A 12548-nucleotide genomic window follows, 5' to 3' on the forward strand; every position below is an offset into this window, starting at 1 on the left:
ATTGTACACCTCTACTCATGCAAATGATAGGGCACCGTCGCAACGACGATATCTTTATCGGCTTGCAGCTTCGAGCGTATACGTGCGGCAGACTGGTTGTGGAGCAGGCGGTGCCACCATTTTTTGGGCATGAACTGGGGCAGGATCACCATGATCGATTGCTTTTCCGATACATGCGTATCGACTCTTTCAATAAACTCTGCCAGTGGCTTCAAAATGGTGCGGTAACGGGATTTGAATACAACAAGCCGAACACCCGGGTCCCACTTATCCCATTTCTCCTGCATCGCTTCTTCATCCTCATCCGAAAATGATACGTAGAAAGCAATGACATTTGGAGATAAAGATTTCGCATAATTCAATGACTGCGCCACCACTCGGTGAATGCCTGCTACAGGCACTATGATCACAGGCTCTTTGGTGCATACGCGTTCTTGCGTGATATCAATGCGCAGCTGTTTGGCCACATCATCGTAGTGATTGCTAATTTTGGTTATTCCCCAAAGTAAAATCGGCGTCACAATAATAACAATCCAAGCACCTTCACTAAATTTGGTGATACAGAAAATAATCAGAACGGCAAGGGAAACGATTCCCCCTAAACCATTAATAACGAACTTGCCGATCCAGCCGGCCGGACGTTCTCTGAACCATTTGCGAACCAAACCGCTTTGGGCAAGAGTAAAAGATAAAAAGACGCCAATCGCATAAAGTGGAATGAGTGCATCGGTTTTTCCTTTGAAAATGACGAGCAAAATACTTGCCAAAACACCTAACGTTACAATCCCGTAGTGGAACGACAACCGATCTCCCCGGTACGAGAACATGCGCGGGAAGTTTTTATCCTGAGCCATAATGCTTGCCAAGATCGGAAATCCGTTGAAGCTCGTATTCGCAGCCAATACCAGGATCAGCATGGTGCCAATCTGTGTTGCATAATACATGGTTCCACGCCCGAATGCTTGCTCCGTAACCATCGACAAGACCGAGGTATGCCCGTGCGGATCAGGTGCAATCCCATAACCCAAGCTCAGCAAGGTGACGCCGCCAAAGACAATCGCCAGCAGAGTTCCGAGGGAAGCCAGGGTTCTCTTGGCATTTTTGACAGATGGCGTACGGAAATGCGGTACCGCATCGGAAATCGCCTCAATGCCTGTCACGGCCGAGCAGCCGGATGAAAAGGCTTTAAGGATGACAAACAATGTCAATGAGCTCGTCATGGAGCTGGGAACAACCTGGAATTCATGCGTGTTCATGGAACCTGTCAGCATATCGAAGATCCCTTTACCAATCAGGAGCAGTATGCACAGGATAAAAAAGTACGTTGGAATCGCAAACACGGTTCCGGACTCAGAAGTACCCCGCAAATTCAGCCACACCATCACCCAGACAAGCACTAAGGCTATGGGGACAATATAAGGCACTGTAACTGGGAAAGCGGACGTTATCGCCTGCACACCTGCCGAAATCGAAACCGCAACGGTTAACGTGTAATCAATCAGCAGTGAAACCCCAGTCAGTCTTCCCGACATCATGCCCAAATTTTCCTTGGCCACCATGTAGGCTCCGCCGCCCATCGGATAGGCCTCAATCACTTGGCGATAGCTTAAAACAAGAAGCATGATTAAAGCAATAATCGAGATTGCAATCGGCAATGAGAAAGCAAAAGCAGCAATTCCAACAGTCGCAAGCTCTAGCAAAATCTGCTCCGTGCCATAGGCCACTGAAGACAGGGCATCCGAAGATAGGATGGGCAGAGCCTTCCATACCTGCATTTTCTCAGATTCCAGCTCCGCCGATTTCAGCGGTTTACCGAATACAATCTTTTTCAATGAGTCACTTGTCATGCTGTGAAATTCCTCCAAATAACCTAGTTTTCAGCTTGATTTCCCATTTTTGAGCGCAAAAAAACACAAGGATAGACCTTGTGCTTAGCCACATGTTCTCCTTTCTCACGACCGCTTACGAGGTTAGCTGACGGGTTCGGGCTGCGAGAAATCTGCCCTAAAGGTAGCTGCCGCATGCGACAAGACGCACCTTACTCACCCCGTTGAAACCTATGGTTCCCCCGCTTTTCTGAATAGAAAATTAAGCGAAATATTCAACTGTTAACGTACGAGTTGATACTACTCTCTTATTGGCTCATAGTAAAGGAGAGAAAAATCTTAAAAAAGATTATTCCCTCCCCGCATTCTTTCGATAATCCGCTTACAATGGCATAATACTTTCGGTATCTCCCTTTTACTAGCTTATTGTCTGATTAAGTGGATTTTAGGGTATTTTGGCAAAATTAATTTCTCACATGACGCTTTCTTGTGGCTTGTTTTTGCTTAAAAATCATCTTTTTGCAGATGAGAGGGATGCCGCCGATGAGAAATAAATAGCGGGCATCGATCATTTTTTTGAGGAATGCGGCCAGCTTGCCTTTCACTTTTTTGACCCTCAGGATGCCAATAGCTTCTCCGCGACCAAGCGAGGCAACCGTCCCTTTGTAATCATAGGCAAAAGGTCGCAAGGGTTTCCCCCTCAGGGTATAGAGCAAGTTTGTTGCCGTATTATAGCCCTGCTGGACCGCGATTTGGGCATTGGCGGGGTATGGCGTGCCGTCTGGGCTCATGACAATCGAGCAATCTCCCGTAATAAAAACATCAGGGTGCTGCAAGGAACGCAAGTAGTCATCCACTTTGACCCTCCCGCGTTGGACGTGGAAGCCCGCATCCTGCAGCAAGGAATTCCCCCGAACACCGCCCGACCAAATGACAGTGCCGGCAGGAATGAATTGGCCATCCCCCAGGAGGACGCCTCCGGGCTCGCATGCCTTAATTGCGGTAGATAATTTATATTGAACCCCTTTGCGGCGCATCACTTCCATGCCGTATTCCACGAGGTCATTCGGCAGTCCTGGCGGCAAAGCGGTAGGCGACGCTTCGATATTAATGATCTGAACAAGTGAAGGATCGACGTCAAACATCTGGCAAAGATCAGGAATCCGATCCGCTAATTCTCCTACAAACTCCGTACCTGTGAAACCGGCGCCTCCAACGACAATGGTCAAGTACTCTGCATGCTTGGAATCCAATTTATATTTAGCGAACATGTACTGCGTATGCTGACGTATGAAACGAACACTGTTAATGCTATTAATCGTCATGGCGTGTTCACGCAGTCCCGGAATGCCAAAGGTCTCTGTCTCACTTCCAAGCCCCACAACCAGATAATCGTAAGCGAGGACTTCATCCGCCAGAACAACCTTCTTTTCCTCAGGCAAAATCTGCTGAACCGTCGCTTTGATGAAATGAATTTTCCGCTCATCGATCAGTTCCTTAATGGCAACACGCGCATTTTCATGATGATCAGTACCAGCTGCCGGCATATGCAAATGCGTCGTCATGTAGTGATAGTCGTGCTTATTCACCAGTGTGACAGCTATTTCATCTGCTTTGATCAGCTTCTGCAGCCTTATTGCGGTTACAAGCCCACCATAGCCAGCGCCTAGAATAACCACCTTCGGTTTACTCATTCGAATCCTCTCCTCCGATGAAATCATCTTTTTTCTATATGAAAAAGATCGACCAAACCATTCAAGGTTGTCATGTGAAAAAAATCACATAGTTATTCAGGGAATGCACATGGTTTGCTCATTTTTAGTATATGTGCCTCCTTGCGGAAAATCACTGGAATATTGCCCAGCTTGGTCAAAAAAGGCTGCGATGCTTGGTGGCTTTGTATGTGGCAGGCGGATTGAGTAGCAATTCGATGGTGTAAACGAACGATTGGAAAATAGCACTAGCGCGGCTCAGGTGAAGGAGCAGCGATTCAGCTGAGCGCGCACAAGGCCGTCTCACTGGGTGGAACGTAGCCGGGTGGGGTCGAGACGGCCTACTAGGCTGTCTCAGGCGAAGACAGTGCCCGTGCGGCAGCAAAAGCTAGCTGAGCGCGCACAAAAGGCCGTCTCACTGGGTAGAACTTAGCCGGGTGGGGTCGAGACGGCCGATTAGGCTGTCTCGAGTGAAGACGGTGCCCGTGCGGCAGCAAAAGCTAGCTGAGCGCGCACAAAAGGCCGTCTCACTGGGTGGAACTTAGCCGGGTGGGATCGAGACGGCCTACTAGGCTGTCTCGAGTGAAGACGGTGCCTGTGCGGCAGCAAAAGCTAGCTGAGCGCGCACAAAAGGCCGTCTCACTGGGTGGAACTTAGCCGGGTGGCGCCGAGACGGCCTACTAGGCTGTCTCGGGAGAAGACGGTGCCCGTGCGGCAGTACTGACTCACCCCACATTGGATGAAATCCAACGGCAGCACCCTCCTGAGGCGTAATCCCCGCGTTTCGTTGGACGAAATCCAACGAGACGCTTTGAAATCAGCCTAAAGGGCTGCCAATTCCCCCTACGGATTGGATTTCATCCAACAAAACCAACATTTTAGCGGGCAAATTCGCATTCCCATTGGATTTGCTCCAACGGGACTCGACTCACTCACTCACTCACTCACTCACTCACTCACTCACTCACTCACTCACTCACTCACTCACTCACTGCTCTGCTCACCCTCAGCATCCAACCTCGCTTTATCCTCCAAACGGCGAATGCGAAAGCTGTTCATGCCTGCCACGCCTAACTCTTCGAGCAGGCCGAAATTCGCCCACGCACCCACGACAGCACCGATGCCGGGTACAAGCTGCAGCATTTTACGGAAATCAATTGTATCCCGATACTCCTGCTGGAGCTGCAGCCAATTCACTTGATCCATATAGGCATCAGCTGGTGGAAAACCGCTTGCGATCTCGTGCCAATTTTTGATCGTGTCCAGTAGAGCCGGCTTCTTGGTCGGACTGGAGAACGCGATTTGAAACACATATAAGATGAATAGGCGCTCTCTATAATCCTTCGTGGAGTAGCCATAGGCGTGTGCAAGCTCGAACAGGAATTTCAACTTGATTCCGATCAGAATCGGGAAGTCCGCCAGTCCGAGCAGAATCCCACCAGCTCCCGTACCCGCTCCCTCGGCAGCCGCAATCTTTTTGTAAAGCGATAGCAATTCCTCCGCTTTAGCATCACTTTCAGCCAAAGTAGCGCCTACAAGCGGGTCATTCTGAGGGATATAATTCATCCCGAACAGAGTCGTCTGAAACATCCCTCTGACGGTGGCCGTGATCGTTTTGTGCACTTTTTCCGGGATGAGCTTGTTGATGTTCGTGGAGACCGATTTCGAGGCTTTTTCAATCCTATTTGGAGCCTTCTGTTGGCGAATTTCCCAGAGCTTCACTTTACGCAGCGTTTGCTGCTCATAGATACTGTAATCCGAAAACTTCATGTTTGGCACCGCCGTCCACGTTTCTTATTCAAAGTATAGTATACGGGTTTTGCATGCTCAAGATTCCCCATATTCGCGACAACTGCCAAGCAAAAAGAGCAGCCCCTCCAAAAGAGCTGCTCCCCCTACTCCATTATTAATGACGCATAAGCATCAGCACACCAAAAACAACTAGGCTCCAAATAACAAGCAGCGTATCCTTAGCTTGCCAGCTTAACGTGCTTTTTTTCAGCAGTTGCTGCTTACCGTCGATTTTTTTCATTTCCATCGCTATGGTCATTTGCTCAGCTTTGTGAAACATGGCCAGCAGGAGCGGCACGACCAGCGCCGGAATATCCCGCATTCGTACCATGCCGGGCCTGATCGCCGCTTTGCCTCTAGCCCTCACAATCGCCGAGAAGCGCTGCCACTCCCGCAAAATAAGCGGGATGAACCGAAACAAGAGCGAGACCGCCAAGGCGAAGGATTCCACTGGCAGCTTCATTTTGCGGAAAAAGGACAGCGCCCAGTTCAGTCCCTGAACAAGCTGACCATACGGTGTAGACACAGCTAACCAGTAGCCGGCCATCAAGATCAAGAACAGACGCGTGAGGACGAAAGCTGCGCTCCATGCGCGCTCAAGCGCGAAGCCAAGCGGGAACTGCCCCTCGGCTGCGCTCCACGATAGGCCAGCCAGCGCGATCGACATGAACATGAAGATCAAGAACGGCACGGCGATCTTCCAGCTGCCGCGAATCGCGGCACGCGGTAGGCCGAGGCACGATAGGCCGAGGAGCACCGCAGAAGCCGCGAGGCCGCTCCACACCTGCAGCTGCATCGTTCCGATGACAAGCAGCAGGTAGAGCAGCCACTTCGCGCGCGGATCACGCGCTAGCCACGCGGCTGGCGCAGCCGCTGGCGCTACGCGAGCTTCGCGCGCGTGCTTCGGCGCTGCCGCTTGCGGCGCCGGCGCCGGACTTGCGCTGCTGCGTTCGCGCAGCGCCTGCAAGATCGCCGGAGCAGCCAGCTCCGGCGTGAGCAGATCCGGCGCGACGGCGATGCCGTGCCGCGCCAAGGCTTGAGCGGCCTCCACGCTGCTCGGGAGGCCAACGCCCGCGCGCGCGAGCAGCTCCGGCGCGCGGCATAGCGCTTCCGGCGAGCCGTCGAAGGCGAGCTCGCCGCGGTCTAGAACGAGGACACGGTCTGCTATCGGCAGGAACGTGTCCAGGTCGTGCGTGGCGATGAGGAAGCCGCCACGCTCGCTCGCGCGAATGATGCGCAGCAATTCGCGGACGGCCGCCGCCTCGAGGCCGGCGGTTGGCTCATCCATGAGGAGCCAATCCGGCGCCGTGGCGAAGGTTGTCGCCAGCGCGAGCCGGCGCTGCTCGCCGCCGCTTAAGGCAAACGGCGACCGCTCCAGGGCGAAGACGCCGCGGGGGTCAAGATCTGCGCAGGCCGCGCGGATGCGGCGCTCGCGCTCGTCCGCCGTGAGCCGATATGGGCGCAGCGAGTAGGCGAATTCCCCGCGAATGCTGCTGGCAAACAGCTGCTGCTCCGGGAATTGAAAGATCAGGCCGAGCCGCAAGAGGTGAGCTTGGTCTACCTTTCTTTTATCCCACAAAGGCTGCTGATCAAGCGTTATTCCTCCTGCCGCTGGCTCCAAAATGCCCGCCATCACCTGAAGGAGCGTCGACTTGCCCGAACCTGAATGACCGATTAATAGGGTAACTGAACCGTCTGAAAGCTCAAAACTGATATCTTTCAGCAGCTGCTGATTAGGATCATCCGGGACATTGATCTGTATGTTTTGCAGCGCTATAGACATGTATTGGCCACCGCCTCTGCCAGCTCATCCATATCCAGCGGAAGCAAGCGAAGTTTACAGCCATGATTCAGCAAGCCGAAGGCTGTTTTCACCACATAGGGAGAGTCGAGCCCTAGCTCCGAACAAGGTGATCTTTCCAGCGATTTATCTTCCTCTTCCCCATAAAAGAAAGCCCTCGGTCCCCCATCAAACGTGATCCGCCTTTCGCCAAACCCAATGACACGCGTCGCATCCGCCACTTCTTCCAGCCGATGTGTAATCCATACAATGGTTGTACCTCGTTGATGAGCTTCGCGTACAGCTTGGCGGACTCCCTGTCTTGCTGCGGGGTCTAGCATCGCCGTCGGCTCGTCCAGCACTAGGATTTCGGGTTGTTGAGCAAGCGCGGCCGCTAGATTAACCAACTGCTTTTGCCCCCCTGATAAGGTAGTAAGCGTTCGTTCGAGCGGTAACGACAAGCCCACAGCTGACAGGCTCTGGAGATACCATGCATTGCGTTCTTCCCCTGTTAAATCCGGCTTGCCCGGCAGGTAATCAAATTCCTCCTGAATAGTTTCTCCAACGAACTGGGCATCCGGCAATTGAAGCACGCCCCTAATCTGCCTAGGTTCCTTGCGTACTATTTCTCCGCTAGAGAGTGGACTTAAGCCCAAGAGGCAGCTAGCTAGGGTGCTTTTGCCGCTCCCGTTTGGCCCGATTACAACCATCCATTCCCCTTTATAAATATCTAAAGAGACGTCCGACCATACGCGCCGTCCCTCTTCTGATTGTGTGCGATAAACGACGGAGGCACTCTGCAAAGAAGCCACAATTTCTCGATTTGCCATATATAAAATGTCCTTCCACTTTCATAAAAGATATGCTATGATCTGAATGATTTATTGTTAACCATTGTTATAAATTGAAGTTGACAATACATAAACAATACCAGAAACAGGAGCGATGAACAATATGAAACTCACTTTGCGCGGCATTGTTTTCAGTGCACTTTTTGCAGCAATCCTTGTCTTATTCAGCTTTGCAAGCATCTCACTGCCTTTTACACCTGTACCCATTACTCTGCAAACGCTAGCGGTTATGCTTGCCGGCGGCTTGCTCGGAGCACGTTACGGCTTCTTCAGTATGGCTCTCGTTGTGATCTTGACAGCTGTTGGCTTTCCACTGCTTCACGGCAATGGCGGTTTAGGCATCGTGCTTGGACCTACGGGCGGTTTTATTATGATCTGGCCGATCTCCGCCATGTTGATTGGTATGATCTTGCCGCGTATTCGTGTGAAGGGCGTTATGGGCTACATAGCCGCCTTCCTCGTGATTGAAATCTTCGGTTCGCTCGTCCTTTATCTTGCGGGAGTTCCATGGTTGATGAACAAAATTCCGTCTTATACGTTTGAAAAAGCGATGATTGCGGCCTGTTACCCCTTCCTCTTAGGGGATGCGATCAAAGCTGTTGTTGCTGTGCTTATCATTGTGCCGGTTCGGCAAGTGTTTTCTCCAGAACGGCTTACGGGGTCCTCTTCGCATAGCGTTGTGCAGCGTACGGATGTCCGTATGTAAATAAGAGATTTATCGTACTACAGATCGTTAAAATTCAGCCTTACTGCTCATTCCTTGGAGCGGTAAGGCTTTTTTTTGCTTGCTGACAGGTGCCAGGCGATTTTTACGTTTTTGTAATGTGCAGGTCTGATTTTTTATTCGATTGTAATGCTCTGGCGTGTAAGCTTGATCTTGTAAGCAAGCACGACGCAAGACACACGATGCAGATATCTCGCACACAGCATAAGGCAACTTTGTAAACCTAGCAACCCCATTATATCGAACAGGAGTGTTATAGATGAAAAATAACAAAAAAATAATTGCCGCTTTAACCCTTACAGCAACTGTAGGTTTGTCCGCCATTCTTCCTTACAATGCCATGGCCGCGAACCCTTTCGCTGATGCCGCAAACTCTGCCAAAGTACAAACAGCCATTGAAAAATTGGCTGAGCAACAAGTACTATCCGGTTATGAGGATCACAGCTTCCTTCCCAATCAAGCGGTAACTCGCGCAGAAATCGCCAAAATGGCCGCACTCGCTCTGCACATCAACATGGACACAGCGGCAACAACTACATTTAGCGATGTAGCAAAAGGAGATTGGTTCTACTCCTTCGCGGCAGCCCTTGAATCAGTAGGAGCTATTCCTTCCACAAATGGTCAATTCCAAGGCGGCCTTACAATCTCTTCCGAGCAACTGACAGGTATCATTGCGAAAATGTTAAAAGTTGATGCAGCTGCGGTACAGCAATTGCCGAGTTACGCTTCTTTAACTAGCAGCCAAGTGACGCGCGGTGAGGCCGCTCTTCTCATTTTCGAAGCGCAGCAATTAGCTCCAATCCATGTGACAAAGCTGGAGGTTTTGAACGCAATTACTTTGCAAGTCACCTTCTCAGCACCGATTCCTACGGCAGATTTAGAACTTGAACCTGCGTCCAAAAACTTTGTTTTTGACAACGGCCTAGCCATCAACAACGTTCCACGGTTAAAAACCGGATCTACTTCAACTTACATTGTGCCAGTTCCAACTCAAAAAGCCGGAACCACCTACACGCTAACTTATAAAGGTGAGCCTGCCGGGACTTTCACTGCGAGCACTGAGAAGATTGCTTTGGCTTCCACGCAGCAAGTAGCTAATGATGTTTTTGAGGTGGAATCCCACTTGGCTGATGGTGTAGCGGACTATGGTTATGTCATTGCAGCCTATGCCAAAGGCCGTCCAGGTTCTTTTATCGTAAATGAGAAGAACCAATATAATGGTACGACGTATCAAATTCTTTCTTCGATGCGTAACCGTGAGGTGCAAATCACTCCTGAGGGCGGCACGCCGATGACTGCTAAATATTTGCTATTCACGCAAGCAACCGATGGCCGCCAAGCGCCTAAATTCCTTCTGCCTAACGGCGAAACATTGAAGCCAGTTGTGACTTACACCGTTTCTGCGGACTGGGCTACTTTGAAAAATGCTACATTCACAGCGAAAGACATCGCGCCGCTGACGATTCAATCCGCTTCCGCAGTGGATGCGAAAACGATTAACGTGACCCTTTCCCAGGATCCAAAGGATGAAATCTTCGTTTCACGCCGCGTTACTTTGACGGGTACAGACGGTGCTGTTCTGACAGCAGAATACACGCTGACTACGCGTAAAGGTGCGGTAGGTACTTTCGCTTTGCTTAATAATGGCCAACTTGTGCCAGGTATGACGTACACTGTCGCTCCAGAAGGCAAGTGGGCTACGGCTTCGGCTGCGGGAGTAACTTTGACTGTTGCGAAATAAAGTAAGAGCTAAGGAAAGGAGTGCCTTGTATGAGGTGCTCCTTTTGTTCTACCATCCATTCCAATGAGGTGAATGATATGCTGTCCAAAAATCGTGCGTTATTCGCTATGGTGACGCTCGCTCTTATCGTGGTTGGCTGCAGTTCGCGCCCGGCACCTGCGCCTGTAGCTGTGCCAGCTGCAACTCCAAGCGCAACCACCGCAACACCTACTGCTCCACCAGCACCAACAACTGTGCCTGTGGCGGAAACATTGCTTGTTACTCACTCTAAGAGTGATTATATGTCATTTCTTGACCCGGCTACGGGACAATTCGCAAAGCTGACGGTTGGCAAGGCGCCTTTTGCCATTGCCGAAGGTCCTAATCATCGCGCCTATATATCTACCGCGGAAGGCGTCGCTGTCGTGGATACACAGCAGCGCAAACGTATTGCGTTAGTTCCTTATCAGGCGGCAGATGCTATTGGCAAGCCACAATACGGCGAGTACCGTCCCGGTGGGATGGGAATTGCCGTATCTCCTGACGGCAATTCCGTCTATGTCGGCGTGTACTTGACCGGTCGCGGCGGTAGCGTGAAAAGCCAACTGGAGATCATGGACGAGAAGCAACTCGCTATGAAAGGCAGTGTCGCTGTAGGCGTGCGGCCGTTCGATGTGGTGACTAGCTCGGACGGCCGCGAGGTCTACAGCATCGATCACGACTCCTACTCCGTGACGGCTGTCGATCCTGTGCAGCTCGAGGCTCGCACCCTTGAGGTGGCTCCCTTCGGCAAAGGCGGCTTCGAGAAGCCGCATTACGCGGCGGTTCGTGCCGACGGCCGCCTGCTCTTGCCGTATCAGGGGCGTGGCCTCGTCGTGCTCGACCCTGCTAGCGGCAAGTACGAGACGAAGCCGCTGACGGGCAACACGCACCAAGAAGGCGTGGCCCTGACGGCCGATGGCAAGCAGCTGCTCATCGTTGGCATTGGCGCAGCGGGAAGTGCTACCGGCAAGCCTAACTTGACTGTGCTTGACGTCGCAACGTATGTCGAGAAGATTTTCCCGCTGGAGCGTATTCACCAGATGGTCGCCACTAGTGCGGATGGACGTTATGCTTACCTCACCGGCGGAGTCACTTATGCAGATACTGGCTGGAATGGGATGACTGTGGTGGACCTGGTCTCTGGGGCTGTCCGCGACTTCGAGGTGCCGGACTATCCGCTGGATGTGCAGCTGCTTTCGGAGTGAAATTATCACACTATCGAGGTGGCTATTTCTTGGGGATTCCATACTTTTCGGGATGATTTAAATAATCTGCATAATTAAATGTATTCACATATTTAAAATTTTTAGTGTCTTTTTCATATTCAAACAGGAGTAATTGCTCGGGATTACCAGTAGCACTTCCAGGGTCTTTTATACCAATCGTATTCACGTCAATTTGAATGAAGGCGGGAGAATTCAATCTTATTTCCGTAGGAGGGCTTGTTGATGCACCTTGCAATTTAATTACGGGTTGTGGTTTAACAGCAATTACAATAAGACAACAGAGTATGCCTGCCAATATTAATTTTGTATACTTATCAATCATCATCAATAATCTCCTTTTTTTGTATAATAATATATTATATATAAAAATTTCGGTAGTTAAAACAAAAGAATAGAAATTACTTCTTTCGTCAATTTCTTTGTTTTCAACAATTAAATAATACTTAAATGTCGAAAAGCATTAAATTTATTTTATAACTTTTAAATAAAACACTTATAAATATTCTCCTAAAATATGGTATATTTTCTATGAAATTAAAATAACTCATAGAGAGTAGGTATTTAAATGAAATTTACCAAAATGCTAAAGTCATTAATTTGTGCAGGGGTTTTATTAACATTGAGCACGAATTCTTTGGCTCTGGCAAAAGAAAACCCAAAGGAAGTTTTGAAAGTCTACCAAGGCAAAGGTCTAGAAGCGATTTATCAAATTAACGTTCCAGATCAACTCAAAGCAAGAGAAAGTTTTGATGAGGAACTCAAAGGGCTGCTTAGTGATTATGATATTACTTCAGAAACATCTCTAACTTCACTAAAAGAAGATGAGCCATTGTATTTGGCTACGATCAGATAAATGATGAAGTAGCACAACTAGTT

The 12548-nt window shown here is 50.1% G+C and carries 10 protein-coding genes and 1 riboswitch; of the genes, 4 read left to right on the forward strand and 6 right to left on the reverse strand.

The window, feature by feature from the left end; translation table 11 throughout:
* Nucleotides 1–11 precede the first annotated feature (11 nt).
* The 5 genes from AC58UW_RS16540 to AC58UW_RS16560 form a co-directional block, all read right to left on the reverse strand.
* Nucleotides 12–1847: an APC family permease gene (locus AC58UW_RS16540; RefSeq protein ID WP_497421737.1), complete on the reverse strand. Its 1836-nt coding sequence runs from the start codon at nucleotides 1845–1847 to the stop codon at nucleotides 12–14.
* 97 nt (nucleotides 1848–1944) lie between these two features.
* A riboswitch (cyclic di-AMP (ydaO/yuaA leader) is annotated at nucleotides 1945–2105 on the reverse strand.
* A 185-nt stretch (nucleotides 2106–2290) separates the two neighbouring features.
* Nucleotides 2291–3520 (reverse strand): NAD(P)/FAD-dependent oxidoreductase, encoded by a 1230-nt coding sequence (locus AC58UW_RS16545; protein WP_497421738.1) that lies wholly within the window; start codon nucleotides 3518–3520, stop codon nucleotides 2291–2293.
* A gap of 1002 nt (nucleotides 3521–4522) precedes the next feature.
* Nucleotides 4523–5308 carry an EcsC family protein gene (locus AC58UW_RS16550; RefSeq protein WP_497421739.1) on the reverse strand — a complete coding sequence of 262 codons (786 nt, stop codon included), beginning with the start codon at nucleotides 5306–5308 and terminating at the stop codon, nucleotides 4523–4525.
* A gap of 136 nt (nucleotides 5309–5444) precedes the next feature.
* Complete coding sequence (locus AC58UW_RS16555; protein ID WP_497421740.1) at nucleotides 5445–7112, reverse strand: ATP-binding cassette domain-containing protein; 1668 nt, start codon at nucleotides 7110–7112, stop codon at nucleotides 5445–5447.
* Nucleotides 7103–7939 (reverse strand): energy-coupling factor ABC transporter ATP-binding protein, encoded by an 837-nt coding sequence (locus tag AC58UW_RS16560; protein WP_497421741.1) that lies wholly within the window; start codon nucleotides 7937–7939, stop codon nucleotides 7103–7105. The genes AC58UW_RS16555 and AC58UW_RS16560 overlap by 10 nt, the downstream gene beginning before the upstream one ends.
* A gap of 124 nt (nucleotides 7940–8063) precedes the next feature.
* Between AC58UW_RS16560 and AC58UW_RS16565 the strand changes: the two genes are divergently transcribed.
* The 3 genes from AC58UW_RS16565 (at nucleotide 8064) to AC58UW_RS16575 (ending at nucleotide 11651) form a co-directional block, all read left to right on the forward strand.
* Nucleotides 8064–8666 carry a biotin transporter BioY gene (locus AC58UW_RS16565; protein WP_497421742.1) on the forward strand — a complete coding sequence of 201 codons (603 nt, stop codon included), beginning with the start codon at nucleotides 8064–8066 and terminating at the stop codon, nucleotides 8664–8666.
* Nucleotides 8667–8943: 277 nt separating this feature from the next.
* A complete protein-coding gene (locus tag AC58UW_RS16570; RefSeq protein ID WP_497421743.1) occupies nucleotides 8944–10425 on the forward strand; it encodes an S-layer homology domain-containing protein in 1482 nt (493 codons plus the stop codon).
* 77 nt (nucleotides 10426–10502) lie between these two features.
* Nucleotides 10503–11651 carry a YncE family protein gene (locus tag AC58UW_RS16575; protein WP_497421744.1) on the forward strand — a complete coding sequence of 383 codons (1149 nt, stop codon included), beginning with the start codon at nucleotides 10503–10505 and terminating at the stop codon, nucleotides 11649–11651.
* A 22-nt stretch (nucleotides 11652–11673) separates the two neighbouring features.
* Here the strand turns inward: AC58UW_RS16575 and AC58UW_RS16580 are convergent, their stop codons facing one another.
* Nucleotides 11674–11997, reverse strand: coding sequence for a hypothetical protein (locus tag AC58UW_RS16580; protein ID WP_497421745.1), 324 nt, complete (start codon nucleotides 11995–11997; stop codon nucleotides 11674–11676).
* Between the two features lie 240 nt (nucleotides 11998–12237).
* Between AC58UW_RS16580 and AC58UW_RS16585 the strand changes: the two genes are divergently transcribed.
* The gene (locus tag AC58UW_RS16585) at nucleotides 12238–12525 is read left to right on the forward strand and encodes a hypothetical protein (protein ID WP_497421746.1); all 288 of its coding nucleotides are present in this window, start codon (nucleotides 12238–12240) and stop codon (nucleotides 12523–12525) included.
* Nucleotides 12526–12548: the final 23 nt, after the last annotated feature.

The organism is Paenibacillus sp. J22R160, assembly GCF_059692135.1.